Origin of the sequence: Allobosea massiliensis, from assembly GCF_042655245.1 — a bacterium.
GTDB lineage: Bacteria > Pseudomonadota > Alphaproteobacteria > Rhizobiales > Beijerinckiaceae > Allobosea > Allobosea massiliensis.
On record NZ_JBHSLU010000161.1, the window covers coordinates 59288 to 85703 of the forward strand.

Annotated in this window: 24 protein-coding genes and 1 tRNA gene; 16 read left to right on the top strand and 9 right to left on the bottom strand. The window is 68.1% G+C overall.

Translation table 11 applies throughout. The annotated features are described in order from the left end of the window. The first annotated feature begins 7 nt into the window (after positions 1-7). The 5 genes from ACFPN9_RS29390 to ACFPN9_RS29410 are packed head-to-tail and all read left to right on the top strand — an operon-like array spanning position 8 to position 1794. Positions 8-316 (top strand): NrdR family transcriptional regulator, encoded by a 309-nt coding sequence (locus ACFPN9_RS29390; protein WP_377818091.1) that lies wholly within the window; start codon positions 8-10, stop codon positions 314-316. After that, the gene (locus ACFPN9_RS29395) at positions 313-732 is read left to right on the top strand and encodes a hypothetical protein (RefSeq protein ID WP_377818092.1); all 420 of its coding nucleotides are present in this window, start codon (positions 313-315) and stop codon (positions 730-732) included. Before ACFPN9_RS29390 ends, ACFPN9_RS29395 begins: the two co-directional genes overlap by 4 nt. Beyond that, positions 729-1022 carry a hypothetical protein gene (locus ACFPN9_RS29400; protein ID WP_377818093.1) on the top strand — a complete coding sequence of 98 codons (294 nt, stop codon included), beginning with the start codon at positions 729-731 and terminating at the stop codon, positions 1020-1022. Before ACFPN9_RS29395 ends, ACFPN9_RS29400 begins: the two co-directional genes overlap by 4 nt. After that, complete coding sequence (locus ACFPN9_RS29405; protein ID WP_377818094.1) at positions 1019-1411, top strand: HNH endonuclease; 393 nt, start codon at positions 1019-1021, stop codon at positions 1409-1411. The genes ACFPN9_RS29400 and ACFPN9_RS29405 overlap by 4 nt, the downstream gene beginning before the upstream one ends. Beyond that, a complete protein-coding gene (locus tag ACFPN9_RS29410; protein ID WP_377818095.1) occupies positions 1402-1794 on the top strand; it encodes a J domain-containing protein in 393 nt (130 codons plus the stop codon). Before ACFPN9_RS29405 ends, ACFPN9_RS29410 begins: the two co-directional genes overlap by 10 nt. 179 nt (positions 1795-1973) lie before the next feature. Here ACFPN9_RS29410 and ACFPN9_RS29415 read toward each other — a convergent pair whose 3' ends face one another. The 3 genes from ACFPN9_RS29415 to glpK form a co-directional block, all read right to left on the bottom strand. Then, on the bottom strand, positions 1974-3284 hold the full coding sequence (locus tag ACFPN9_RS29415; protein WP_377818096.1) for a DUF6538 domain-containing protein: 1311 nt from the start codon (positions 3282-3284) through the stop codon (positions 1974-1976). Between the two features lie 135 nt (positions 3285-3419). Then, positions 3420-3493, bottom strand: a tRNA-Gln gene (locus ACFPN9_RS29420). Between the two features lie 236 nt (positions 3494-3729). Then, positions 3730-5247 (bottom strand): glycerol kinase GlpK, encoded by a 1518-nt coding sequence (glpK, locus tag ACFPN9_RS29425; protein ID WP_066719505.1) that lies wholly within the window; start codon positions 5245-5247, stop codon positions 3730-3732. A 221-nt stretch (positions 5248-5468) separates the two neighbouring features. On the opposite strand from glpK, the gene ACFPN9_RS29430 reads away from it, so the two are divergent. Both ACFPN9_RS29430 and ACFPN9_RS29435 read left to right on the top strand, forming a co-directional pair. Then, positions 5469-6674 (top strand): Ppx/GppA phosphatase family protein, encoded by a 1206-nt coding sequence (locus ACFPN9_RS29430; protein WP_245282414.1) that lies wholly within the window; start codon positions 5469-5471, stop codon positions 6672-6674. 45 nt (positions 6675-6719) lie between these two features. Then, the gene (locus tag ACFPN9_RS29435; protein ID WP_082734987.1) at positions 6720-7532 is read left to right on the top strand and encodes an RlmE family RNA methyltransferase; all 813 of its coding nucleotides are present in this window, start codon (positions 6720-6722) and stop codon (positions 7530-7532) included. A 34-nt stretch (positions 7533-7566) separates the two neighbouring features. On the opposite strand, the gene ACFPN9_RS29440 is transcribed toward ACFPN9_RS29435, so the two are convergent. The 4 genes from ACFPN9_RS29440 to ACFPN9_RS29455 all read right to left on the bottom strand — a co-directional run bounded on the left by ACFPN9_RS29440 (position 7567) and on the right by ACFPN9_RS29455 (position 10424). After that, the gene (locus tag ACFPN9_RS29440; protein WP_066719503.1) at positions 7567-8190 is read right to left on the bottom strand and encodes a hypothetical protein; all 624 of its coding nucleotides are present in this window, start codon (positions 8188-8190) and stop codon (positions 7567-7569) included. Between the two features lie 77 nt (positions 8191-8267). After that, positions 8268-8663 (bottom strand): type II toxin-antitoxin system VapC family toxin, encoded by a 396-nt coding sequence (locus ACFPN9_RS29445; RefSeq protein ID WP_066719501.1) that lies wholly within the window; start codon positions 8661-8663, stop codon positions 8268-8270. Beyond that, positions 8660-8911 carry an AbrB/MazE/SpoVT family DNA-binding domain-containing protein gene (locus ACFPN9_RS29450; RefSeq protein ID WP_066719521.1) on the bottom strand — a complete coding sequence of 84 codons (252 nt, stop codon included), beginning with the start codon at positions 8909-8911 and terminating at the stop codon, positions 8660-8662. Before ACFPN9_RS29450 ends, ACFPN9_RS29445 begins: the two co-directional genes overlap by 4 nt. A 61-nt stretch (positions 8912-8972) precedes the next feature. Beyond that, positions 8973-10424 carry an MFS transporter gene (locus ACFPN9_RS29455; protein WP_066719499.1) on the bottom strand — a complete coding sequence of 484 codons (1452 nt, stop codon included), beginning with the start codon at positions 10422-10424 and terminating at the stop codon, positions 8973-8975. A 236-nt stretch (positions 10425-10660) separates the two neighbouring features. Between ACFPN9_RS29455 and ACFPN9_RS29460 the strand changes: the two genes are divergently transcribed. The 8 genes from ACFPN9_RS29460 to ACFPN9_RS29495 all read left to right on the top strand — a co-directional run bounded on the left by ACFPN9_RS29460 (position 10661) and on the right by ACFPN9_RS29495 (position 20653). Further along, positions 10661-11005, top strand: a complete 345-nt coding sequence (locus tag ACFPN9_RS29460) for a hypothetical protein (RefSeq protein ID WP_066719497.1) — start codon at positions 10661-10663, stop codon at positions 11003-11005. A gap of 164 nt (positions 11006-11169) precedes the next feature. After that, on the top strand, positions 11170-12663 hold the full coding sequence (gene guaB, locus ACFPN9_RS29465) for an IMP dehydrogenase (protein WP_066719496.1): 1494 nt from the start codon (positions 11170-11172) through the stop codon (positions 12661-12663). 148 nt (positions 12664-12811) lie between these two features. After that, positions 12812-13222, top strand: a complete 411-nt coding sequence (locus tag ACFPN9_RS29470; RefSeq protein WP_066719495.1) for an MAPEG family protein — start codon at positions 12812-12814, stop codon at positions 13220-13222. Between the two features lie 145 nt (positions 13223-13367). Further along, positions 13368-14447: a DUF2865 domain-containing protein gene (locus tag ACFPN9_RS29475; RefSeq protein WP_156446501.1), complete on the top strand. Its 1080-nt coding sequence runs from the start codon at positions 13368-13370 to the stop codon at positions 14445-14447. A gap of 222 nt (positions 14448-14669) precedes the next feature. Then, a complete protein-coding gene (locus ACFPN9_RS29480; protein WP_066719518.1) occupies positions 14670-15683 on the top strand; it encodes an extracellular solute-binding protein in 1014 nt (337 codons plus the stop codon). Continuing rightward, positions 15680-17359, top strand: coding sequence for an ABC transporter permease (locus ACFPN9_RS29485; protein ID WP_066719492.1), 1680 nt, complete (start codon positions 15680-15682; stop codon positions 17357-17359). The genes ACFPN9_RS29480 and ACFPN9_RS29485 overlap by 4 nt, the downstream gene beginning before the upstream one ends. A 238-nt stretch (positions 17360-17597) precedes the next feature. Beyond that, the gene (locus ACFPN9_RS29490) at positions 17598-19355 is read left to right on the top strand and encodes an AsmA family protein (RefSeq protein WP_066719490.1); all 1758 of its coding nucleotides are present in this window, start codon (positions 17598-17600) and stop codon (positions 19353-19355) included. A 101-nt stretch (positions 19356-19456) separates the two neighbouring features. Then, positions 19457-20653 carry an E22 family MetX-like putative esterase gene (locus ACFPN9_RS29495; RefSeq protein WP_082734984.1) on the top strand — a complete coding sequence of 399 codons (1197 nt, stop codon included), beginning with the start codon at positions 19457-19459 and terminating at the stop codon, positions 20651-20653. A gap of 405 nt (positions 20654-21058) precedes the next feature. Here ACFPN9_RS29495 and ACFPN9_RS29500 read toward each other — a convergent pair whose 3' ends face one another. Both ACFPN9_RS29500 and ACFPN9_RS29505 read right to left on the bottom strand, forming a co-directional pair. Continuing rightward, positions 21059-22387, bottom strand: coding sequence for a mechanosensitive ion channel family protein (locus ACFPN9_RS29500; RefSeq protein ID WP_082734983.1), 1329 nt, complete (start codon positions 22385-22387; stop codon positions 21059-21061). An 84-nt stretch (positions 22388-22471) separates the two neighbouring features. Continuing rightward, on the bottom strand, positions 22472-23104 hold the full coding sequence (locus ACFPN9_RS29505; protein ID WP_066719487.1) for a MarC family protein: 633 nt from the start codon (positions 23102-23104) through the stop codon (positions 22472-22474). Positions 23105-23595: 491 nt separating this feature from the next. Between ACFPN9_RS29505 and gyrA the strand changes: the two genes are divergently transcribed. Beyond that, positions 23596-26307 (top strand): DNA gyrase subunit A, encoded by a 2712-nt coding sequence (gyrA, locus tag ACFPN9_RS29510; RefSeq protein ID WP_156446503.1) that lies wholly within the window; start codon positions 23596-23598, stop codon positions 26305-26307. Positions 26308-26416 lie beyond the last annotated feature (109 nt).

The following is a 26416-nucleotide window of genomic DNA, read 5'->3' on the forward strand; positions in this document are numbered from 1 at the left end:
CCGGCTGATGCGGTGCGATCGCTGCGGTGCTGAGACGATAGTTCTCGATACCCGCATCACCTCCGTCAATACGATCCGGCGTCGGCGGCAGTGCGGGGGCTGCGGCTTTCGGTTCACGACGCACGAAAGCACCGTGAACCAGGCCAAGCTTCTCGAGCAGCGCCGCGCCGCTCTGCGATCCTTCAGGACCCGCATGACGCCGGAGGAGCGCAAGGCCTTCGACAAGCGGAACCATCTCCGCCGATCCGCGCGCGCCGAGGCGAAGAAAACCGGCGAGCCCGTCCAAGCCATCTACGAGCGCTGGGGTGTTCAATGACAACCGCGATCATCTGCGGCGGGCGCAGCTACGGCGTCATGCCCCGAAACTATGAGGCCGACGACTACACCCGACTGCAGAAACTCGCCCTCCGCGAGCGCGAGCGGCTCTCACAGATCCTCCGCGAGGCCGGGCCGCGCCTCGGCGTGACCAAGATGGTCATGGGCGACCAGACCGGCGCTGACAGCCTCGCTGCGCGCTGGTGCGAAGGCAACGGCATGTCGTTCCAGGTCTACCCGGCCGAGTGGGAGAAGCTCGGAACGCGCGCTGGCCCCGTCCGGAACCTCCAGATGATCAAGGAGGAGGACCCGATGCCCACGATCTGCATCGCCTTCCCGGGATCTCGCGGGACCCGCGATATGGTCAAGCAGGCGGAGGGTCATTTCGTTCGCGTGATCAAGGTCGACTGGCAATGACGACGCGCATCCATTGCTGCGTCCCGTTCTGCCGTCGGACGACCGCGAAGCCCTACAGCGAGTGGATCTGCGGCAAGCATTGGCCGCTTGTGCCCAAGAGGGTGAAGCTCTTCCGGCGACGCGCCGACGCTTCGCTCGATCGGGCCAGGGCGGCGATGGCCGCCATCCTGGACATGAGCGACGAGCGCTACCCCGACACAATGATCGCGCTGAACAAGGCCCATAGGCGGTCTCAGCGCGCATGGGAGCGCTGCAAGCGTTTTGCGATCGAAAGGGCCATGGGCCTATGATCGATCGCCTTTCAGCCGAGCAAAACCACCGCTGCGCCTACTGCGGCTTCACGATGCTCGAGAAGCGTCCCAGCGCGTCTGAGCTGCGAAAGTTGCCTTGGGCAGCCCGCAAGGCGCAGCAGCAGCTCGTCGCAACAAAGGATCACGTGATCCCGAAGTGTGATGGCGGCTCGGGTCGCTGGGACAACCTTGTCGCTGCCTGCGCGTTCTGCAACGGATACCGTGCAAACCAGCCGGCCGAGATCGCATTCCAGCGCATCCAGAGGCTCGTCCGGCGCGGCACGCATCCCCACCAGATCTTCGACGCTACCGGCTGCTGGAACGGCGGCGGCCGGCTGCAGACCATCCATCGCCAGCCGTCACAGCAGGGCAACGGCCTGTGGCTCTGAGCGCGCGCCTTCACCGCCTCTACGATGAAGCGGCCGACGCGCGAGCGGAGGAGCACGTCGCGCGCAGGTACAGCGCGTCGCGGGCGGATGAGTGCCGTCGGCGCTACCGCTCGATCGTCGACGAGATCCACAAGCTCAACCTGGAGCGCAAGCGGCGCGAGCGCCTCGAGGGCGAGCAAGATGAGCGCGACGAGACCACACAACCGGCGAGGAAGCGCGGTGAACAGTGGTGGCTCGTCCTGGGTGTCCATCCGCACGCGGGGCGCGACGAGGTCAACACCGTCTATCGGAAGCTGGCGCGAAAGCACCATCCTGACGCCGGCGGCACCGTCGAGGCAATGGCCCGCATCAATGCGGCGCGCGATCAGGCATTGGCACGATGAGCCGCGTCGTGACCATAGAGGAGGTTCAGGAGGCGCTCATCGTGGCAGCGCGTCTCGTCGACCTTTATGGCGAGGCTTGCCTGCCGATCTTCGAGCGACTCGAGGCTGAGCTGCAGGATATGTTGAGCCGACGGACGGCCGTCGATCGCGCTCGTCAGATCGCCCAGCGCGCAGCGGAACTAAACCTTCCAGCCCGCGGGCGCCTTATAGGCGATCTGCGATAGCCAGCGGGCCTTCTGCGTCAAGCTGGCGCCCTTGCCGTACTTCTCGCGGACGTACTTGTGACCCATGAGGTCGGCCTGTACGCGATCCGGCGCCTCCGCATCCGTGAGGCGATCCTGGAAGGAGTGTCGGAACGAGTAGAGGCTGTGGTCTTCGCTCTGCAGAAGGTGGTTCTCGCGGAGGAACTTGTTGATCACGCCCGACAGGCTTGCGTTCTTGTCGTAATAGCGCGTCACCCCGGCTGGACAGAGCTTCATCGCCTTGAGCGCGATGCCCACGAGCGGGATATCTCGCGGCCGGTATTCGGTCTTCTGCTCGGCCCCCTCACGGCTGACCACCGAGACATACGGCACGGGTGCCTTCAGGTGGATGGTGGCCGGCCGGAGGCTGGACACCTCTTCGGCGCCCATCCCTGTCTCCATGCAGACGAGAAGAGCCACCCGGGCCTCGAGGTTGAGGCCATCGAGCGCGCCGACAGCGAGGATCTTCTCCTCGACCCATTTGCGATCGAAGGGCGGCCGCGACCGCTTCTTCTCGGAGACGCTGAGCTTGGCGAAGATCGGGTCGAGGCCGAGCTTCATCTCCTCACTCACCACATGCAGCATGCGCGACATGTGGCTGATCTGCTTGTTCATCGAGTTGCGACCGTAGCCACCCTCGCGGATGCGCTTCAGCCACATGTCCCGGAACATGCGGGCGTGCTCGCGGGTCAGGGCGGTGATTTCGAGGTCGCCGCCGATGCACTGCTGAAATTCGCTGAGAGCGAGGTTTCGCGGGTTCTTCCAGCGGCGCACCTGATCATCGCGCTTCCCGAGCAGCTCGCCGGCGGAGAAGCCGAAGTAGAGCTCCATCGCCTTCGAGATCGGGATCTCAGGCTTGGGCTCGAGTCCAGCGATCGCCGCGGCGGCCGACCGATCATCCTCCCGCCCAGCGAGCGAACGCATGCGATCGACAATGCTGGAGACATGCTCGTCGCGAATCTGGATGGGGGATCGATAGGCGAAGCCCTCGAGTCGGGCTCGCTCCATTGCGGCCTGGTAGCGCTTCCAGGCATCAGGGTCGCCCTGGGCGGCGAGCGAGACCCATAAGGCCTCCAGCTCGCGCTCTGCGGTTATGGCCGCCTCTTCGGCCTGGCGCCGGTCCTCGGTGTGGAGGGAGACGAAGACAATGCCGCGCTTGTCGACTTGCTCGAAGCGTCGCGGCACCCTCCGGACATAATAGAAGACGCGCCCCCGGAGGGCGACTCGGTCGCTCGCTGTCTTCGGCACGGTGCCCCTTCCGCCGCCTCGAATGTTAGACAGTTTGTTATGCAGATTTCGAGTTTACGCGCAAGGCGTAAGGGCGCAAAGGCCCCGCGGGGCCCGTGTTTATCGAGGTTTTCGACGATTTTCAGCCAGGAAAAGTGGCTGGGGGACTAGGATTCGAACCTAGACAACCAGAGTCAGAGTCTGGGGTCCTACCGTTAGACGATCCCCCAATGGCCTGGAGCGCGAAGCGCGCCCGCCTTTGGTGTCGCGGGGTCTAATCAAAGCTTCGGCGAATGGCAAGCCCCGAAATGCCGGTTCCAGCGCGGGTCGGTTCCCGGCGCTGCAGTGACTGTTGCGGCCGCTGTGGCTTGGGCCACTGCTCGCCGCACTTCCGCACGGACCTGGCCAGGCAGAGCACCGAATCGCAGCGCGCCACGAGGCGCTCCCTCCCGGGTCCGCCCGCCGCTCAGCCCGTGCTCAGCGTGCGCCGGACGGCGTCGCGCCAGCCGGCGATCTTGCGGCTGCGCTCGCTCTCCGCCATGCCGGGCGTGAAGCGGCGCTCGAGCCGCCAGAGATCGGCGAAGCGGTCGGGTTCGGGCAGGAGGCCGGCATCGAGCCCGGCGAGATAGGCAGCGCCCAGTGCCGTCGTTTCGCGCAGGCTCGGCCGGTCCACCGGCAGGTCGAGGAGATCGGCAAGGCGCTGCATCGTCCAGTCCGAGGCCGCCATGCCGCCATCGACGCGCAGCACGGAGCGGGTCCCCTGCCCGGCCCCGCCCGCGGCCTGCCCCCAGTCGGCATGCATCGCCTCGATCAGGTCGAGCGTCTGGTAGCAGACGCTCTCCAGCGCGGCCCTGGCGAATTCGCGCGGGCCGGAATTGCGGGTCAGCCCGAAGATCGCGCCGCGCGCCTGCGCATCCCAATGCGGCGCGCCCAGCCCGACGAAGGCGGGTACCAGATAGACCTCCTGCGCCGGATCGGCGGCACGCGCCAGCGGGCCGGTCTCGCTCGCCTCCTTGATCAGGCCGAGCCCGTCCCGCAGCCATTGCACCGCCGCACCCGCAATGAAGATGGAGCCCTCCAGCGCATAGGTCCGCCGGCCCTCGAGCTGATAGGCGACCGTGCTGAGCAGCCGGTGCTGCGAGGCGACGGGCTTTTCGCCGGTGTTGAGCAGCGCGAAACAGCCCGTGCCATAGGTCGATTTCACCATGCCCGGCGCGAAACAGGCCTGGCCGATCGTCGCGGCCTGCTGGTCGCCGGCGATGCCGCGCACGGGGATGGCGGCGCCCAGCAGCGCCGGGTCGGTCTCGCCGAACAGGCCGGCGCAATCTTTCACCTCCGGCAGCAGCGAGGCCGGAATGTCGAACAGCGAGAGCAGGTCCTCGTCCCAGATGCCGCGATGGATGTCGAAGATCAGGCTGCGCGAGGCGTTGGTCGCGTCCGTGGCATGCACGGTCCCGCCGGTGAGCCGCCAGAGCAGGAAGCTGTCGACCGTGCCGAAGGCGAGTTCGCCGGCTTCGGCGCGGCGTCGCGCGCCCGGCACATTGTCGAGCAGCCAGGCGATCTTGGTGGCCGAGAAATAGGGGTCGATGCGCAGGCCGGTGCGGGACGCGACCAGCGATTCATGGCCGGCCGCGACGAGCGCCGCGCAGGCCGGCGCGGTGCGGCGGTCCTGCCAGACGATGGCGCGGTGGATGGCGCGGCCGGTCGTCCGGTCCCAGACCAGAGTCGTCTCGCGCTGATTGGTGATGCCGATGGCGGCGATGTCGGCGGCCGTGAGTCCGGCCTTGGCGATCGCCTCCCGGCAGGTCGCCAGCACGCTCTCCCAGATGTCCTCGGGCTCGTGTTCGACCCAGCCCGAGGCCGGGAAATGCTGGGCGAACTCGCGTTGCGCGCTGGCCACGAGCCCGAGGCCCGAATCGAAGACGAGGGCGCGCGACGAGGTCGTGCCCTGGTCGATCGCGAGAAGATGGCGTGCGACGGCCATGCTCGGCCTCCCTGTCTGCGGCTGCGGCCCGTCTGCCGCGCCCGTTGGCGGCGGAGACTGGCCGATGCCGGCCCGCCAGGGCAAGGGCTGAGCCTCCACCGCCGATCGGCCTGCGACCGAAGGTTCCGCTTGGCACTGCGGTCCCGCTGTTGTTACGCTTTGATTCCAAAGGGCCGGCCCATGAGCCGGCCGGCGCGGCGACAGCCGGAGGAACGGGCGGAGTGGAGGTCGAGGACCGGCAGGAACGCAATGTCGCGGCGACGGCGCTGCCGCTTCTGCATGGCGCCCGCCCGCAGCCCGGCGTCGCGCTCCGTGGGCCCTCGCTCGCCTCTCCCGAAACGGCACCGCTCCCCTCCCTGGCGGATGCGGTGATGCCGGCCGCGATCCTGCCCGCCGCAGCACTTGCGGCCGAGGACGCGGCGCTCGACCCGCGCGCCCTTCCGCGCAGCCCGCCCGCGACCTATGCCGCGCTCGATCTCGGCACCAACAATTGCCGCCTGCTGATCGCGCGCCCCGCGCAGCACGGCTTCCGCGTCGTCGATGCCTTCTCGCGGATCGTGCGGCTGGGCGAAGGGCTCGCCGCCAGCAGCCGCCTCTGCGACGCGGCGATGGACCGTGCCGTCGAGGCCTTGAAGATCTGTCGCGGCAAGATGCTCCACCGCAATGTCACCCGCGCCCGGCTGGTGACGACGGAAGCCTGCCGCGCCGCCGTCAACGGCTCGGATTTCGTCCGCCGTGTTGCCGCGGAGGCGGAACTCGAGCTGGAGATCATCGACCAGCGCACCGAGGCCACGCTCGCCGTCTCCGGTTGCGCCGCCCTGGCCGATCCGGCGGCGGAGGGCGTCATCGTCTTCGACATCGGCGGCGGCTCGACCGAGATCGTCTGGATGGGCGGGCGCAGCGAGGCGCGCGACCCCGCCGCCCGCATCCGTGAATGGGCCTCCCTGCCGATCGGCGTCGTCACGGTGGCCGAGCGCTATGGCGGCGTCGACGTCAGCCGGGCCCTGTTCGAGACCATGGTCGAGGATTGCGGCCGCGAGCTCGAGGGCTTCGCAACGAAGGCGGCCGCCGCCCGCGGCGCCCGGAATTTTCACCTTCTCGGCACCTCCGGCACGGTGACGACGGTGGCCGGTATCCATCTCGGCCTCGCCCGCTACGACCGGCGCGAGGTCGACGGCTTGTGGATGCGGCAGGAGGATATCCTCGCCGTGATCGACCGGCTCGTCGAAATGGACTATGCAGCCCGCGCGGCCAATGCCTGTATCGGTCGCGAGCGCGCCGATCTCGTCCTGGCCGGCTGCGCGATCTTCGAGGCCATCCGCCGCGCCTTTCCGAGCGAGCGGGTGCGGATTGCCGATCGCGGCCTGCGCGAGGGCATCCTGCTCAGGATGATGCATGAGGACCGCGCCTGGTGGCGCCGGAGATGAGATGACGCCCTCCCCCCGCAGCGCCCGCACGATCCGGACCCCGGCATGAGCGGCGGCGGCAAAACCGGAGGCAAGGGCGGCGGTTCCGCGAAAATCGGCTCGACCAAGGCCGGCAGCGCGCGCGTGCCCGGCAAGCAGGCTCCCAAGAGCGCCGCCGGCGGCGGCGGCTCGCGCGACCTGCGCGTCAAGGTCAAGAAGGCCGGCAAGCTCAAGCATTCCTCGCAGCTCTGGCTCGAGCGCCAGCTCAACGACCCTTATGTGAAGCGCGCGCGCGAGCTGGGCTATCGCTCCCGCGCCGCCTTCAAGCTCGAGGAGATGGACGACCGCTTCCGCTTCCTCAAGCCGGGCCAGAAGCTGATCGATCTCGGCTGCGCCCCGGGCGGCTGGTGCCAGATCGCCGCGGCGCGCATCGGCCTCGACAAGGGCAAGGGCCGCATCGTCGGCATCGACCTGCTGCCGGTCGATCCCATCCCCGGCGTCGAGCTGATCGAGATGGATTTCATGGCGGAGGAGGCCCCCGCCCTCCTGACCGAGCGCCTCGGCGGCCGCGCCGACGGCGTCATGTCCGACATGGCCGCCAACACCACCGGCCACAAGAAGACCGACCACATCAAGATCATCGCGCTCGCCGAGGCTGCGCTCGACTTCGCCCATGCGGTGCTGGCGCCCGGCGGCTTCTTCCTCGCCAAGCTGTTCCAGGGCGGCGACAGCGCGACCTTGCTGGCGGGGCTCAAGCGCGACTTCACCACCGTGCGCAACATCAAGCCGGCATCGAGCCGCGCCGATTCCTCGGAACTCTATGTGCTGGCGACAGGGTTCCGTCGGAAGACCGAAGAACCGGGCGAGGACGCGGCCTGAGCCAGAGGTCCGGCAGCGGCGCGGCGGCGGCCGTTCAGTCCCGCTCCGGAAACAGGTCTGTCGGCAGCCTGTCGGGTCTGTAGGTCCCTGGCTTGCTCTTCTCCACCGAGTGCCAGATCCACACCCCGAAGCCGATCAGCCCGAGCATCGGGAACATCATCTCCGCAACGGGGATGGTGCCGCCCGCCGTCTTCAGCAGGATGAAGCCGCCCGCGCCGCCGAAGACGATCAGGGCGATGACAAGCGCGATCTGCAGCACGCGGTGCCGGCCCTCCGGCACCCCGCGCAGGAAGCGGATGCGCGCGGCGTCCTGCGGCGGAATCCGCCGGTGCAGATCCTCGACGAAGGCGATGAAGACGGGATCGCGCTCGGGATCGTTGCCGCCCAGCGGCGTGCCGGAATGAACCTGCAGCGGCAGGCCGCGATCGAAAACGAGTTCGATCATCGCCTCCCAGGGGTTGCTCTTGGCGCCGTGGATGGCCTGGATCCGCACCGAGCGCAACTGCGAGTAGGGGCGCAGCCCGTCCCGTCCGTCGAGCGCATAGCTGATGCCCTCGTCGCTCAGCGTCAGACGCGCCTCGGCCAGCTTGCGGCGCATCGCGCCATCGCCGATCGCGAGGTCATAATCAGCCGGGGCGCGGGGTTCCGCCGGGTCCATGGCTCATGCTCGCCCGCCGCGGCGGCAGATGGCAAGATCGGTCCTTGGCCCATGCTCTGCGCCCAACCCCGAGAGCCTCAGGGTCGCTGCGCCTCTCTGCCCTGAGCCGTCAGCAGGGTCACCGCCGTCTGGTCGAAGGACAGAAAGGTCGATCCACCCAACCAGGCGCCCTCCTGGGCGATCACGCCATCGGCGAAATCGCCTCCCGCATCGAGCATGGCGAGGCCGGCCTCGACGGCGGGCCGGTTGGTCTCGACGGCGGCAACGGCGAGCAGGGCCCGGATCGCTGCGGAAATCTCGGCCGGCTGAAAGCGATAAAGCCGGCGCAGCACCCAGACGAATTCGCACAGGCACGGCAGCGTCACCGCGATCACGGTCGCTTCCCTCAGGCATTGCTCGGCGCGTCTCGCCTGTTCTGCGTCATCGCGGACGACGGCGCGGATGAGGATGTTGGTATCGACGGTGATCCTCATTCCTGACCGGCCCAGCCTCGGGCGGCGGCCTCGTTGATCTCGTCGATCGTGGCGACCGTCGTCGATTTCCCGGCGAGAAGCCCGAGAAAGCCGTCGATGGTTCCGGGCGGCCGCGCCGCGCTCAGGGCGGCCCGGCCATCGGGCAGCAGTTCGAGTTCGATCTTCTCGCCCGGCTTGATGCCGAGATGCTGCAGGACCTCCTTGCGGAATGTCACCTGTCCGCGCTCGGTCACGGTCAATGTCGCCATCCAGCCGCCCTCCCAGAAGCGAATGTAATGCAAGGTTGCATTACATTCAAACGATCACAGCTCACTCCAGCGGCTTCTGGTCGGCGATCGCCTGGGCCGTCGCCTTGCGGGCGCTGGAAGGCGGCTCGGCCAGCATGTGCCCGGAGACCTCGGCCCCGGCATCGGGGGCGAGCCGCGCCATCATCAGCACGGACGAGGCCGAGATCAGTCCGACCAGCACGAAGGCGGGCCAGAAATCGGCCGCACCGAGCGCGCCCCCGCCATGGACGAGATTGGCCGCCTCCAGCGCGAAGGCGCCGATGGTGACGCCCATGCTGAGCGAGAGCTGCTGTGCCACGCTCGACAGGCTGGTCGCGCCCGACATGTCCCGGTTGGAAACGTCGGCATAGCTCAGCGCGTTGATGCCGGTGAACTGCAGCGAGCGGAAACAGCCTCCGACCAACAGCACCGACAGCATGATCCAGTGCGGCGTCGACGGCGTGAACAGCCCCGAGGCCGCGAGGAAGGCCGCGCCGACCACGGCGTTGACGGTCAGCACGCGCCGGAAGCCGTAGCGGGCGAGGATGGTCTTGGCCGCCGTCTTCATCAAAAGCGCGCCCGCCGCCGAGACAAAGGTGATCAGCCCCGATTGCAGCGCGTCGAGCCCGAAGCCGAGTTGCAGCATCAGCGGCAGGAGGAAGGGAATCGCGCCGATCCCGGTCCGGAAGATCGAGCCGCCGACGACGCCGATCCGATAGGTCGGGATCCTGAACAGCGACAGGTTCAGCACGGGATGGGCGACCCGCCGCGAATGGAACCAGTAGGCGACGAGCGACGCGATGCCCGCGGCGACGCAGGCATAGGACACCGCTTCGGGCACGAGATGGCGCCCGCCCGTCGCCAGCCCCAGCATCAGGCTGGCGAAACCGAAGGCCGAGAGCAGGAAGCCGCGGATGTCGAGCGGGGCAACGTCCTCCTCGCGCACATCCTCGAAGAACAGGCTCGCCAGGACGATGCCGACGATCCCGATCGGGATGTTGATGAAGAAGATCCAGCGCCAGTCGAAATAGGTGGTGATGAAGCCGCCCAGCGGCGGCCCGACGACCGGGCCGACCAGTGCCGGCACGGTCAGATAGGCGAGCGCGCCGACGAGCTCGGCCTTGCTGACGCTGCGCAGGATGACCAACCGGCCGACAGGCACCATCATGGCCCCGCCCATGCCCTGCACGAAGCGCGCGCCGACGAAGGCGCCGAGCGAGTTCGACAGCGCGCACAGCACCGAGCCGAGCATGAACACCGCCAGCGCCGCCCGGAAAATCGTACGCGCGCCATAACGGTCGGCCATCCAGCCCGAGATCGGGATGAAGACCGCGAGGCTGACGAGATAGGAGGTCAGCGCCAGCTTGAGCGCGATCGGGTCCTCGCCGAGCGACTGCGCGATCACCGGCAGCGAGGTCGCGATCACCGTCGAATCGGTGTTCTCCATGAACAGCGCACAGGCGACGATCAGGGGCAGGAGCTTAGCGCGCTGCAAGACGGATGTCCTCGCGGGAAATGGCAGCCTTAACGCCCGGAGCCGGGCAAGACGAGGGCAGGATCGGTGCGGAATCGCCTCCAGACCGGGCGCAACGCGCAAGGCCGCCATGCGTTTCGTTCGCGGGGCGGGCACCAGAGCAGCCCCGCCATGCGTTTCGCACCGTGCCGGCCGTCCCGCCCGGTCCCCATCTGAACGGCACAGGGGCTCAACCCACACCGTTCCGGAGACCTCCGATGTTCGACCGCCTTCCCTTCCCCGCCCTGCGCCGGGCCGCCCGGCTCACCGGGCTCTGCTTTCTCGCCGGGCTGGGCCTGGCCGGCACGGGCGGACGTGCCGCCCAGGCCCAGCCGGCGCCCAAACCCTCGACGAGCTGGGAGATCGGCTGTGCCCAGACCGTGGTTTCGCCCGGCTATGGCGACGGCCTGCGCGTGATGAACTGCATGCGCCAGAAGGATTGCCAGGAGATCGCCAATCGCGAGGGCCGCACGGTCTTCGAGGCCGGCTGTTTCGGCGTCGCGCCGAGCCCGCCGCGGCTGCCCGCCGGCGCCGTGCGCTCGAATCCGCAGCGCCAGGGATAGGCCCGCGCCACGGTCGCCGATGTCTTCGCCGCGCCGCAGCAAAATTTGTGGCGCGGTGGTCTAGCGGCCACGGGGAGCCCGTGCTAACGGGCCTCGTCAACCCGGTCGCGGGCGCCTCCCGCAAGACCGCAGCAGAGCCGGCCAGTCCGGTGTCGGAGTTGACGATGTCCCAAATGCTCGACGGCCTGATTCGCGACGGTCTCACCTTCGACGACGTGCTGCTCGAGCCGGGCCCCTCCGAGGTCATGCCGGCGGATGTCGACATCCGCACCCAGCTCACCAGGACGATCTCGCTGAACCTGCCGATCATCGCCTCCGCCATGGACACGGTGACGGAAGCAAAGATGGCGATCGCCATGGCCCAGAACGGCGGCCTCGGCGTCGTCCACCGCAACCTGGAAGCCGATCAGCAGGCCGCTCAGGTCCGCCTCGTCAAGAAGTTCGAATCGGGCATGGTCGCCAATCCGATCACGATCTTCCCCGACGAGACGCTGGGCGATGCGCTCGCGATCATGAAGCACCATTCGATCTCCGGCATTCCGGTGGTCGAGCGCGGCCCGCAGGGCCACAAGGGCAAGCTCGTCGGCATCCTGACCAATCGCGACGTCCGCTTCGCCGCGAACCCCGAACAGCCCGTCTCGGAGATCATGACCAAGGACCGGCTGATCACGGTGCGCGAGGGCGTCACCCAGGAGGAGGCGCGCCGCCTCCTGCATCAGTTCCGCATCGAGAAGCTGCTCGTCGTCGACGATCACCACCGCTGCATCGGCCTGATCACCGTCAAGGACATGGAAAAGCAGGTCGCCCATCCCAGCGCCGCCAAGGACGCCAAGGGCCGGCTCCTGGTGGCGGCGGCGACCACGACCGGCGATCTCGGCTTCGAGCGCTCCGAGATGCTGATCGACGCCGGCGTCGATCTCATCGTCGTCGACACCGCTCATGGCCATTCCGCCAAGGTGCTGGAAGCGGTGACGCGGGTAAAGCGGCTCTCCAACGCCGTCCAGGTCATCGCCGGCAACGTCGCCACCGCCGGCGGCGCCCAGGCCCTGATCGATGCCGGCGCGGATGCGATCAAGGTCGGCATCGGCCCGGGCTCGATTTGCACCACCCGCATCGTCGCGGGCGTCGGCGTGCCCCAGCTCACCGCGGTGATGGACGCGGCTTCCGCTGCGTCCAAGGCCGGAATCCCGGTCATCGCCGATGGCGGCATCAAATATTCCGGCGATCTCGCCAAGGCGCTCGCCGCCGGCGCCTCCTGCGCCATGGTCGGCTCGCTGCTGGCCGGCACCGACGAGACGCCCGGCGAGACCTTCCTCTACCAGGGCCGCTCCTACAAATCCTATCGCGGCATGGGCTCGGTCGGGGCGATGGCGCGCGGTTCGGCCGACCGCTACTTCCAGCAGGACATCAAGGACGCTCTGAAGCTCGTGCCCGAGGGCATCGAGGGCCAGGTCGCCTATAAGGGTCCGGTCTCTGGGGTTCTGCACCAGCTCGCCGGCGGTCTGCGCGCCGCGATGGGCTATGTCGGCGGCAAGGACCTGAAGGATTACCAGTCCAAGGCGCGCTTCATCCGCATCACCAGCGCCGGCCTGCGCGAAAGCCATGTCCATGACGTGACGATCGTGCGCGAAAGCCCGAACTACCCGACACGCTCCTGACGCCGGCTCCAGCCGCTATCCACCGACTTCTGATCCATGGCGGCCCTTCGCGGGGCCGCCATGCTTGCTTTCGGCGGGCCGGGTTGCTTCGCTTGGTGCGCGCGCGCCGGATGGTCTGCGGCGCATGCGAGGCGGTCGGAGACGCAGGATGTCGCTCAAGCTGGTCTATCCCGCGCTCGCCCTGATCCTTTGGATGTTCGTCGTGCTCGGCATCCTCTTCCTGCGGCGCAAGCAGGCCTTCGCCGCCAAGCAGGTCCGGATGGCGGATGTCGCGGTCTCGACGGAAGCCTATCCCCAGCCGGCCCGCCTGGCGGCTGCGAATTTCGCCAACCAGTTCGAGACGCCGGTCATCTTCTTCGCGCTGATCATGCTGGCGATGGAGGTCGGTGCGACCAGCTACATCATGGCGGCGCTGGCCTGGCTCTATGTCGCGAGCCGGGTCGTCCACACCGTCATCCATGTCGGCTCCAACGATCTGCGGCTGCGCGCTCCGGTTTTCGCGCTGGGCGTCGTCGCACTGTTCGGCATGTGGATCGGCGTGCTCCTCGCCGTTCTCTGACGTCAGTTCCGCGCGAGCCGGAGGCGTTAAGCATCCCCGCCTGTTTCGGCTCGCGACCTTGGCCCGGTCGTTGAAGCTTAACAGAAAGTAAACTACACCGATCCGGCGGCGGACGGGTCATCGAGCGTAGAGTGGAGTTGACGCGATGTTGCGTGTCCGTGAGGTGGCGAGACCGGTGGCCGGTCTGCGCGAGGGTCTGCCGCCGGTCGCGGCGGCGCAACCCCGCCGTTCGGCCCGCCTCGCAGCGCTCGGTGCACTCGGTGTCGCCCTCGGCGTCGGTGCGACGGTTCTCACGGTTTCGCTCGTTCAGGCCGAGGACGACGCCGGCATCCGTGCCTTCCACCTCCAGGAGGCCGCGAACCGCGAGGCGCGACGCGCCCAGTCCGCCGGCTACGCCCCTCAGGCAATGGCCCGCCCCACCGCCTATGCGCCGGCCCGCTCGGGCTGGCAGATCCCCTTGCTGCAGACGGCACCGGATGGCCGGCTCGCCCATCCGCCGGTCGATCTCAACCCCTTCCGTCAGCGTCCGGCGACCGACCCTGCCGCCGCCCGCTCGCGGCGTACCCCCGAATCCCGGCTCGCCGCGATGAACGATGGCAGCCGCACATTCTGCGTGAGGCTCTGCGACGGCTTTCACGCGCCGATCGGCCGCTTGCGCGGCAGCGCCGATCTTCCGGCCCATGAGGCGCTCTGCCAGGCGATGAATCCGGGCATCCCGGTCAAGGTCTTCCGCCTCTCCGGTGGCGTCAGCGATATCGGCGAGGCCCAGTCGGCCGACGGCAAGCGCTACCGGTCGCTGCCGATGGCCTATGCCTTCGAGACGACGAAGGACGCCGCCGCCTGCCGTCCCGCCATCGTCCAGGCGGGCGAGCGCCGCGTCTCCCTGCTGCGCGACTTCACGCTGCGGCCCGGCGACAGCGTCGTCCTCGACGGCAAGGTCCGCACCTTCATGGGCGGCTCGCGCTTTCCCTACAGCCCGCGCGATTTTCGCGACTTCCGCGCGGCGGATCTCAGCAAGAGCCAGCGCCGCGAGATCGACGAGCGCGTCGGCATCTCCCGCCTCGAGGCGCAGGCGCGAACGGTGCGACGGCAGATGCTGCTTCGCGAGGCCAGCCTGCACGACGACAACCTCGCCAGCGATGCCAATGAGCGCTTCGTGCTGCGCGGTACGCTCGATCCGGTCCGTCGCGGCCCCGTGCGGATGATCTCGCTGATCGCCGACTGATTAGCGAGATCGGAGCCACCGCCCTGCATCGGTGCCGAACGACGCCCCGGAAATCGCAAGCCGGACCGCCTCGCTCTTTAGAAGAAGTCAAATCTCGCAACAGATTAGAACGCCTTTAAGAGACTGATCTCAAAGGGTTTTTCGGTTGACGCACCGCGACCCGCACACTACCGCTCCCTCGGCAACATCAAGAAACGGGCCTTGAACCCGAAGGAGCCGACCATGACCCACGCGATCCGACTCTCCACGCTGGCCCTGGCCTCCTGCCTGCTGGCAGTCCCGGCCCTCGCCCAGAGCGTGAACCTCTACACGACGCGCGAACCCGCTCTGCTCAATCCCGTTCTCGATGCCTTCACCAAGGACACGGGCATCAAGGTCAACGCCGTCTTCCTGAAGGACGGTCTGCAGGAGCGCGTCGCCGCTGAGGGCGCCAACAGCCCCGCCGACGTCATGCTGATGGTCGATGTCGGCCAGATCAACGCCCTGGTCGATGCCGGCATCACCCAGCCGATCAAATCCGCGCTCGTCGACAAGACGGTCCCCGCCGCGCTGCGCGGCCCGGCCGACAACTGGGTCACGCTGACCCAGCGCGCCCGCATCGTCGTCGTCTCGAAGGAGCGGGTGAAGCAGGACGCGATCACCTATGAGGACCTCGCCGACCCGAAATGGAAGGGCAAGGTCTGCATCCGCTCGGGCCAGCACCCCTACAACAACGCCTTCTTCGCCGCCTATCTCGCCCGCAACGGCGCCGAGAAGACCGAAAACTTCCTGAAGGGCCTCAAGGCCAACCTTGCCCGCAAGCCAGGCGGCGGCGACCGCGACGTGGCGCGTGACATCCTGTCGGGCCAGTGCGACATCGCGGTGATGAACACCTACTATATCGGCCTGATGAGCGAGGCGAAGAACGAGCAGAAGAGCTGGTACGAGGCGATCAAGCCGCTCAAGTCGACCTTCGCCAATGGCGGCACCCATGTGAACGTCTCGGCCGCGGCGATCGCCAAGAACGCCCCGAACAAGGACAGCGCCGTCAAGCTGATCGAATACATGCTCGGCGAGAAGGCGCAGACGCTCTATGCCGACGGCAATTTCGAGTTCCCGGTTAACGCGGATGTGAAGGAGAGCGCGGCAGTGAAGCTGCTCGGCACCATCACCCCGGACACCACCCCGCTCGGTGACGTCGCCAAGAACCGCAAGGCCGCGGCGGATCTCGTTGACAAGGTCGGCTTCGACAATTGAGCATCGGCATTTCCCTTTCCGGACCCCGACGGTCGCCACTCGCGTGGCGGCCGTCGACGTTTCTGGTCTTCGCCGCGCTGCTGGGCGCCGGCCTCGCGCTGCTGCCTGTCCTGGCGCTCGCCTACACGGCCCTCTCGCCGCAGGCGGCGTCGATCTGGCCGCATCTGGCGGCGAATGTCCTGCCGGCGGCGCTGGCCGATACCAGTCGCCTGCTGCTCGGCGTCGGTGTGCTCTGCGCCCTGATCGGTGTCGGCACGGCCTGGCTGGTGACGCAATACGAGTTTCCAGGCCGGCGCCCGCTCGAATGGCTTCTGGTGCTGCCGCTGGCGCTCCCGACCTACATCACCGCCTATGTCTATGTCGAAATGCTCGGCTTTCAGGGCCCATTCCAGAGCGCGCTGCGCGCGCTGACCGGCTGGCGATCGCTACGCGACTACTGGTTTCCCGATCCGCGCAACCTGCCGGGCGCGATCGTGATCATGGCCCTGGTGCTCTACCCTTATGTTTATCTGAGCGTCCGCGCCCTGTTCGGGCTTCAGGCCGCGGCCATCGTGGAATCGGCGCGTACGCTCGGCGCAGCGCCGGGCCGGCTGTTCTGGCGCGTCGGACTGCCCATGGCCCGGCCGGCTCTTGCCGCCGGGCTGACGCTGGCGCTGCTCGAGACGCTCAACGACATCGGGGCGAGCGAGTATCTCGGCGTTCGCTCGCTGACGCTCTCGATCTACACCACCTGGATCAATCGCAACTCGCTGGCCGGCGCGGCCCAGATCGCCTGCGTCATGCTGCTGCTCGTCGTGCTGCTGATGGTGGCCGAGGCGCATCTGCGCGGCCAGCGGCGCTTCGCCCTGCCGGTGCGCCAGCCGCGCGCCGTCGGTCGCCGGCCGCTCGCCGGCTGGCGCGCCGCCGCGGCCACGGCCGCCTGCGCCTTGCCCGTTCTGTTTGGCGCCGTTCTGCCCATCGCCTTCCTCGGATCTGAGGTGTTGCAGCGTGGTCTCTGGCAGCAATTTGACGCCGCCATGCTGCGCAGCCTCGCCAACGCGCTCGCCTTCTCGGGTCTGGCGGCGGGCCTGGTGGTGCTGCTCGGCGTCGGCATCGCCGCCGCCCGGCGGCAGGGGCGCGAACCCTGGCTACCGGCCCTGTCGCGCGTAGCGGGCCTCGGTTATGCGGTGCCGGGAACGGTGCTGGCGCTCGGCCTGCTCGTGCCCCTCGCCGCCTTCGACAACCTCGTCGCCGACGCGGCCAGGCGCTGGCTTGGCGTCAATCTCGGCCTGCTGCTGATCGGCTCGGGCGCGGCGCTCGTCCTGGCCTATCTCGTGCGCTTCCTCGCCATCGCGGTCTCAGGCGTCGAAAGCGGGCTGTCGCGTATCTCGCCCCGCATCGACGATGCAGCCCGCACGCTGGGCGCCAGCGCCCCGCAGGTGATGCGGCAGATGCACTGGCCTCTGGCGCGCCCGGCCGTCGCCGCCGCCGCCTTGCTCGTCTTCGTCGACTGCCTCAAGGAACTGCCTGCCACGCTGCTGCTGCGGCCGCTCAATGTCGAGACCCTCGCCACCACCGTCTATGGCCATGCCTCGCGCGGCGCCTTCGAGGATGGCGCGCTTGCCGGGCTGCTCATCGTGCTGGCCGGCCTCTACCCGGCCTATCGCCTCGCCCGCGCAGGCGGCCGGGCGGGCTAGCCGGCTCGACAAGTCCCTGCCATCGGCCTAAACCGGTGGCCGCGCAGGACGGGGCGCGGGATGGGAGCGCAGCCGGCTGCGCCCCGCCCGATGCCCGGTCGCCTCCTGGTTGGGCGGGCGCCGCGTTCAAGCCCGGGATGGCGGCAGCGCCACCCTCCTGCGGCGCGCCATGCTCCGGGGGCGCGGCCTCTCGCCCCCGCTCCAGCACGATGTCCCGGATACCCCGTTCCGAGAGTTCATGACCCGACGCGCCTCGATCCTCGCCTACAGCCTGCTCCTCGTTCTCGGGCTCCTCGGCCTGCAGTCGTGGAACTTGGCTGCGGCGCGGGTCGAGCGGCACGTCATCCGCGCCATCGAGGCGCGCACGGGGCTCGCCGTGACGGGGCTGGAGAAGGCCGAGATCGCCCTGTTGCCGCTGCCGCGCATCAGCCTCAGCGACGTCGCCTTTGCGCAGCCCGATGGCGGCGTGTCGGGCCGGGCCCTGCGCCTCCGCGCCCAGGCGCGGCTGCTGCCACTCCTCGTCGGACGCCTCGATTTCGACCGGATCGACCTGGTTTCGCCGCAGCTCGATCTGGCGGTCGCTCCCGGCAGCGACCATCCGGGCGAATGGCTTTCGCGTCCGCTCGACGCGCTGCAGAAGCTCGGCGAGCAGAGCCGCATCGTCATCGGTGGCGGTTCCGTCTTCGTGCGCGCGGAGGGCGCGATCCGCAGCATCCTGCGCGACGTCAACCTCGTCATCGACGAGCGCGACGCGCAGGCGCCGCTCGCGCTGGCGGGCCGGGTGAACTGGCGCGGCACCCCGGCCGAGATCAGCCTCGTCTGGCCGATGGCCGGCGGGCGCGGGCGCACGCTGCTGAGCGTCGAGGCGCCGCTGCTCAAGCTCCAGTTCGAAGGATCGCGCAGCAGCGCGCCTGAGCCGATCATTACCGGCCAGCTCACATTGGCCACGCGTTCCATGCCGGAGCTTCTCGCCTGGTTCGGCGAGACGCCGCGTCTGGCCGCCGCGCTCGGGCCGCTCTCGCTCACGGCCGAGGCCCGCATCCGCCCCCACGACACCGCCCTGACCAATGTCGCGCTGCGGCTGGAGGGAGACCGGCTCGACGGCGCGCTCAACCTCGCCACCGCCGCGGGCCGCAGCAGCCTCTCCGGCACGCTGGCCGGAGCGACGCTGGACCTTGGCAAACTGCTCGCCCGCCTCGATCTGCCCGCCCTCCAGACCACGCCCGACGCGCCGCCTCTGCCCTTCGAGACCTGGACGGCGCAGGACATCGATCTGCGCATCTCGGTCGAGTCGGCGCGGCTCGACGGCGCGCGCCTATCCGACGTCGCCACCTATCTGCTGGTGAAGAAGGGTCGGTTCGAAACCGGCCTGCTGCGCGCCAGCGCCTATGGCGGCAGCGTCAAGGGGCGGCTGCTGGCCATGACGGTGCCCGGCGGCATCGACGTCAAGCTCGTCGGCGGCGTCGAGCGGCTCAATCTCGGCCGCGCCGGCGCCGATCTGCCGCAACTCGCGAGGCTCACCGGCATCGGCACGATGCAGTTCGGGCTGGACGGCCTCGGACGGTCCGTGCCGGAGATCCTGGCCTCGCTCACCGGCAAGGGCACGGTCTCGCTGCGCCAGGGCGAACTCGCCGGCTTCGCCTTCGCCGATCTCCTGCGCCGCGCCGAGCGCAATCCGGGGTTGGCCCTGCGCGACTGGCGCCAGGGCCGCACCGCCTTCGACAGTGCCGGCTTCACCGCGACCGTGGCCAACGGCCAACTCACCCTGAGCGACGCCCAGATGGCCGGTGCCGGCTACCGCATGACACTGGTCGGCACCGCCGCGCTGAGCGGCCCGACCCTCGACATGGCGGCGCTGCTGCAGCCCGCAAGCGGGCCCCTGCGCCTGCCGTTCAGCCTGAAGGGCCCGCTCTCCGCACCCGCCTTCGAGCTCCAGACCGACGCGTTGCTGCGCCCGGCCGGCGCCGCTGAGGGCGAGACGCTGCCGCTGCGCTGAGCGGCTCAGCCTTTCCGCTTCCGTCGCCGCCCGACTTCCGCTTGGATGGCGCCAAGGCCGGAGCGCACGGCCGCTGAGCGAGGCGACGGGAGGAACGGACGATGAAACGCTGGATCGCGGCCACGGCGGGCCTGTTGGGATGGGTTGCGATGGATCTGTTGAATGGTGGCGCCCCGGCGGCGGCGCAGGAGCTGATGACCGAGAAGAAGGTCTTCACCCTGCCGAACTTCACCACGCAGAGCGGCCGCACGCTCAAGGACGTCAAGGTCGGCTGGGAGAGCTACGGCACGCTCAACGCCGACAAATCCAACGCCGTGCTGATCTGCCACTTCTTCTCGGGCAACTCGCATGCCGCCGGCAAATATGCGGCGACCGACGCCGCGGCCGGCTATTGGGACGCGATCATCGGCCCCGGCAAGGCGATCGACACCAACAAGTACTTCGTCCTCTCCTCCGACACGCTGGTGAACCTCAACACCGGCGATCCGAAGACGACGACCACCGGCCCGGCCTCGATCGATCCCGACACCGGCAAGCCCTATGCGCTCGACTTCCCGGTCGTCACCATCGCCGATTTCGTCAACGTCCAGAAGGCGCTGGTCGAGAGCCTCGGCATCAAGCGGTTGGCGCTGGTCGCCGGGCCCTCCATGGGCTCGCTCCAGACCTTCGAATGGGCGGCGCGCTACCCCGAGATGGTCGCCAAGGCGATGCCGGTGATCGGCGCCGGCGAGGCCGATGCGCAGCTCATCGCCTGGCTCGACGTCTGGGCCGCGCCGATCCTGCTCGATCCCAACTGGAACAAGGGCGACTATTACGGCAAGACGCCGCCCAATGCCGGCCTCGCCAAGGCGCTGACCGTCGTGACGCTGCAGGCCAATCACCAGGATTGGGCCAACGCCACCTTCGCCCGCCGCGCCGCCAAGGAGGGCGAGGATCCGGCGAAGTCGCTCGGCAGCAAGTTCCAGATCCAGAGCATCCTCGACAATGCCGGCGAGGCCCGCGCCAAGGTCTCGGACGCCAACCACTTCCTCTATCTGGTCAAGGCGAACCAGCTCTTCGCCGCGGGCGGGACGTCGCTCTCCGACGCAGCCACCAAGATCAAGGCGCCGGTGCTGCTGATCACCCAGCCCAAGGACCTCGTCTTCACGGCCGATGCGGTCGACCGCACCGCCGAGACGCTGAAGAAGGGCGGCGTCGACGTCACCCACGTCCACATCCAGGGCTCCCGCGGCCATCTCGACGGCGTCATCTCGATGAAGCAGGCCGAGGGCGCGATCCGGGCTTTCCTGGAGAAGTAGGGGACTGCGTCTCGCAAGCCGTGCCGACCAATCTGGCGCGGCTGCGAGTCCCGCAGGCGAGATCGCTGGACCTTCGCCCCGAGCCGTGCAAGGTTTTACTGCGGCTCGGGGAATTTCATCATGCGTCTGGCAGTTTTGATCGGCAGTGTCATGCTGATGTGCTTCACTTCCTCAGGTCCCGCTGCGGCGCAGGGTGTATTCGCTGAATGTCATGGCATGCGCGATCAGCGGTCCTGCTCATGCGCGCTGAGCAATGGCGGCCGCGTCGTGGATGATCCGCACCGTCCCGGACGGAAAATGTGGCGATCGCCAAGGCTTGGAACAGGCGCTCACATGGCGTTCATGAACTGCACCAATGGATCGCGACGTTAGTCATCCATCACGACTGTTCATTTCCCGCACGGCTCAGCGGCTGTCCTTCTCCAGGGCGGCGTTCGCCCCCTTCAACACCACCGGCGTCTTCATGATGATCTCGCGATGCGGGAAGGGAATGCCGATGCCGGCGGCCTTGAAGGCATCCCACAGCCCAAGCAGGATCTGACCGCGGACATTGGTCAGGCCGTTGCCGGGATCGGCGATCCAGAAGCGCAGCTTGAAATCGAGCGATGAGGCACCGAAACCGGTCAGCCAGCAGACCGGGGCTGTGTGCGTGCTGACGCGCGGCACCGCTTTTGCGGTCTCGATCGCGATGCGGCTGACCTCGTGCGGATCGCTGTCATAGGATGTGCCGAACTCGACGTCGATCCGGACATAGTCGCTCGAGAAGGACCAGTTGATCACCTGATTGGTGATTAGATCTTCGTTCGGGATCAGATATTCCCGACCGTCGCGCGTGATCACCGAGACGAAGCGCGAGCGCAGGTCCCGGATCGAACCGAAGGTGTCGCCCAGCGAGATCGTGTCGCCGGGTTTGATCGACTTGTCGAGCAGGATGATGATCCCGGAGATGAAGTTCGACACCACCTTCTGAAGGCCGAAACCGATGCCGACGCCGACCGCTCCGGAAAAGACGGTGATGGCGGTCAGGTCGATGCCGGTGGCGGCGAGCGCAATTGCGCCCGCCACGATGATGAGCGCGATCTTGATCAGCTTCGCGATCAGAACCTTGAAGGACGCCGAGAGGTCCTGCGAGCGTTCGACCCAGTGCGACAGGACGCTCCCGAGCAGCACCGCGAACCAGACCAGTGAAACCAGCGCGACCAGCAGCTTCAGCACCAGCAGCAGAGAGATGCGGACGGCGCCCAGCGTGAGGGCGGCCCGGTCGAATGCGGCGAGCACGGCCTCGTCGAGCCCGACGATGGCCAGCGCGACATACCCCCAGCAGAGGATGGCGACGATGCGGGCGATCGTGACGGATCGGATGATCCGCGTCAGCGCCGAGATGAAGAACCAGGCGGCCGCGAGGGCGCGCGCCGCCGCGAGCAGCTGAACGTCGAAGGGGCCGGATAGCAGCAGCAGCGCCACCTCGCAGGCATAGAGCCAGAGGGTGTAGACCAGCCACCGCGTCCGCCGCAGGAAGGCGATGACGACCCGCAGCAGGTCCGGATTGCCGCGGATGCGCCGAGCCTGCTGTTCGAGCCGCGGCTCGAGCGCCGCCGCAATCCACGATGACAGAACATAGCCGCCGATGATGGCGGCGAGTTGCGCCAGCAGCCAGCCGTCCGAGATGGCATCGCCGAAGGCCGCCAAAAGATGGCGGGCGGCCGGGCTGAGAGAGGATAGGTCGAAGCTCATGGTGGCCGGGGGTAGAGCGAACGCTCGGATGCGTACGGGCAACGCGCCCCGACGCTCTTCGATCCATCGCGTTCTCCGCCGGCCCTACCCCGCCCGCACCACCGCCCTCACCCCGTCGATCACGAACTGCACCGCCAGCGCGGCAAGAATGACGCCGAGCAGCCGGGTCAGCACGATGTTGCCGGTGATGCCGAGCAACCGGGCGAGCGGCGTCGCCAGCAGGAAGACGACGAGGCAGGAGAGGATCACCAGACCGCAGATGATGGCCAGTGCCGCCAGCCGCAGCGGGTCGCCCTCCGCCCGCCCGGCGAGGAGGATGATCGCCGTCAGCGCGCCCGGCCCCGCCATCAGCGGGATCGCCAGCGGGAAGGCGGCGACGTTGCGGATGTGATCCTGCGTGATCGCGGTCGTCGCGGTCTGCTGCTTGCGCTCGGTGCGCCGCTCGAACACCATCTCGAAGGCGATCCAGAACAGCAGCAGCCCGCCCGCGATGCGGAAGGCCGGCAGCGAGACGCCGAGCGCCTTCAGCACGATGTCGCCGGCCACGCCGAAGAAGGCGAGGATGCCGAAGGCGATGATGCAGGCGCGGATCGCGACCTGCCGCCGCTCGCCCGCCGACATGCCCTGCGTCAGCGACAGGAAGATCGGCGCCAGCCCCGGTGGATCGAGCGTGACGAGCAGTGTGACCAGCGCTGAGGTGATGAAGTCGATCGGCATGGGGGCACTAAAGACATGCTGCGCGTCACACGGAAAGAGGCCGCACTGCAAAGCCCAGCGCCCTGCACCCATCCTGAGAGCTGCGCAACAGCGTCTCGAAGGATGGCCCCAGGAGGCTCTGAACTGGGCTGGAGCATGCTTCGAGACGGTCGCCGAAGCGATCGCCTCAGGATGACGGCTGGAGGGCCCGCCAGCGCGCGGCCTTGGCGATTCAACCCATTTTTGCTCACGGCGACGTCCAAACAAGGCGGCAATGTGGAGCGCAACGGCTGGCGGCGCCGTCGAAGGGCGCAAGCCATTGAAATTACTATGCTTATTTTCCACCGAAAAGCCGCCGGCGAAGCTGGCCTAAACCACCGGAATCGGCTAGCCAGAAGCTTGAAAAACAACCGGAATCGGGACTGAATCCCTTGAGCGACGACACCGAAGACAAGCGCCCGGACGAGCCGCAGTTCGGCGGCGAGATCAAGCCGATCGCGATCACCGACGAGATGAAGAAGAGCTATCTCGATTACGCGATGAGCGTGATCGTGAGCCGCGCTCTGCCCGATGTCCGCGACGGCCTGAAGCCGGTGCACCGGCGCATCTTGTTCTCGATGCACGAGAACAAGAACCTGCCCGACCGGCCCTACACCAAATGCGCCCGCATCGTCGGCGACACGATGGGTAAGTACCATCCGCACGGCAATCTCGCGGTCTATGACGCGCTGGTGCGCATGGCGCAGGATTTCTCGCTGCGCCTGCCGCTGATCGACGGCCAGGGCAACTTCGGCTCGATGGATGGCGACAGCCCGGCTGCCGATCGCTACACGGAAGCGAGGCTCGACAAGGCGGCGATGCCGCTCCTCGAGGATCTCGACCTCGACACGGTCAACTTCCAGCCGAACTACGACGGCAAGGAGCAGGAGCCGACGGTCCTGCCGGCGCGCTACCCGAACCTTCTGGTCAACGGCGCCGGCGGCATCGCGGTCGGCATGGCCACCAACATTCCGCCGCACAATCTCGGCGAGGTGGTCGATGCCTGCATCGCGCTGATCGACAATCCCGAGATCACGATCGACGAGCTGATCGAGATCGTGCCCGGCCCCGATTTCCCGACCGGCGCCTCGATCATGGGCCGCAGCGGCATCCACGCCGCCTATCACACCGGCCGCGGCTCGATCGTGATGCGCTCGAAGACGCATATCGAGGAGCTTCGCAAGGAGCGCGAGGCGATCGTCGTCACCGAGGTCCCGTACCAGGTGAACAAGGCTTCGATGGTCGAGAAGATCGCCGAAATGGTGCGCGAGAAGCGCATCGAGGGCATCTCCGACCTGCGCGACGAATCCAGCCGTGAGGGCGTGCGCGTCGTCATCGAGATCAAGCGCGATGCGCTGGCCGATGTCGTGCTCAACCAGCTCTACCGCTTCACCCAGCTGCAGACCTCCTTCGGCTGCAACTTCGTCGCGCTCAATGGCGGCCGGCCCGAAGTGCTCAACCTGCGCGACTTCATCGTCGCCTTCGTCGAGTTCCGCGAGGAGGTCGTCTCCCGGCGCACCCGCTTCCTGCTCAACAAGGCCCGTGAGCGCGCCCATGTGCTGTGCGGCTTGGCGACGGCGGTGGCGAACATCGATGAGGTCATCCGCCTGATCCGCACGGCGCCGACCCCGGCTGCCGCGCATGAATCCCTGATGGCGCGCGACTGGCCGGCCGAGGATATCGCCCCGCTGATCGCGCTGGTCGACGATCCGCGCCACCCGATCAATGCCGACGGCACCTATCGGCTCTCGGACGCGCAGGCGAAAGCGATCCTCGAACTCCGCCTCGCCCGCCTGACGGCTCTCGGCCGCGACGAGATCGGCGACGAGTTGCAGAAGCTCGCCACCGAGATCGCCGACTATCTCGACATCCTGCGCTCGCGCATCCGCATCCAGGCGATCATCAAGGACGAGCTGGCGGCGGTGAAGGCCGCCTTCGCCACGCCGCGCCGCACCGTGATCCAGGACTGGGGCTCCGATCTCGACGACGAGGATCTGATCGCCCGCGAGGACATGGTCGTCACCGTCTCCCATGCCGGCTACATCAAGCGCGTGCCGCTCTCGACCTACCGGGCGCAGAAGCGCGGCGGCAAGGGCCGCTCCGGCATGGCGACGCGCGACGAGGATTTCGTCACCCGCCTCTTCGTCGCCAACACGCATACCCCGGTGCTGTTCTTCTCCTCCGAGGGTCAGGTCTACAAGGAAAAGGTCTGGCGCCTGCCGCTGGCGGCGCCGAACTCGCGCGGCAAGTTCCTCAACAACATGCTGCCGCTCGAGAAGAACGAGCGCATCACCACGATCATGCCGCTGCCGGAGGACGAGGCCAGCTGGGAGACGCTGGACGTGATGTTCGCGACCGCGTCGGGCAATGTCCGCCGCAACAAGCTTTCCGACTTCGTCAACGTCAACCGCGCCGGCAAGATCGCGATGAAGCTCGACGAGGGCGATCACATCGTCGACGTGCAGATCTGCACCGAGGCCGACGACGTGCTGCTGACCACCGCCAACGGTCAGTGCATCCGCTTCGAGGTGCCGGAGGTGCGCGTCTTCAAGGGCCGCGATTCCACCGGCGTGCGCGGCATCAATCTCGGCAAGGGCGACGAGGTCATCTCGCTGGCGATCCTGAAGCATCTCGACGCCACGCCGGAGGAGCGCGCCACCTATCTCAAGGATGCCGCCGCCCAGCGCCGTGCGCTCAATGGCGAAGCCGAGGATGCGGCCGAGACGCCCGCCAATGGCGATGGCGAGGAGACGGCCGGCGAGGTCGAACTCGGCGCCAAGCGGCTCGAGATGCAGCTCGCCGAGCAGTTCATCCTGACCGTGTCGGAGAAGGGCTATGGCAAGCGCAGCTCCTCCTTCGAGTACCGGGTCACCGGACGCGGCGGCAAGGGCATCGTCGCGATGGTCGTCAACGAGCGCAACGGCCGGCTCATCGCCTCCTTCCCGGTCGAGGACCGAGACCAGATCATGCTCGTCACCGATGGCGGCCAGGTCATCCGCGTGCCGGTCGATGCCGGCCCGGGCAACCGCATCCGCATCGCCGGACGCTCGACGCAAGGCGTGACGGTGTTCAACACCGACGCCAGCGAGAAGGTCGTCTCGGTCGAGCGCATCGGCGACGATGGCGAAGGCGAGGACGCCGAGGCCGAGGGCGCTGCGGCGCCGGAGAGCCCAAGCGAGGCGTAAGCGCTTCACGGCCGGCGAAAACACGAAAGGGGCTGCAGCAATGCAGCCCCTTCTTCTTGACGACCCATCGTCCTGACCAGGACGAGTCATCCCGGACGGAGCGAAGCGC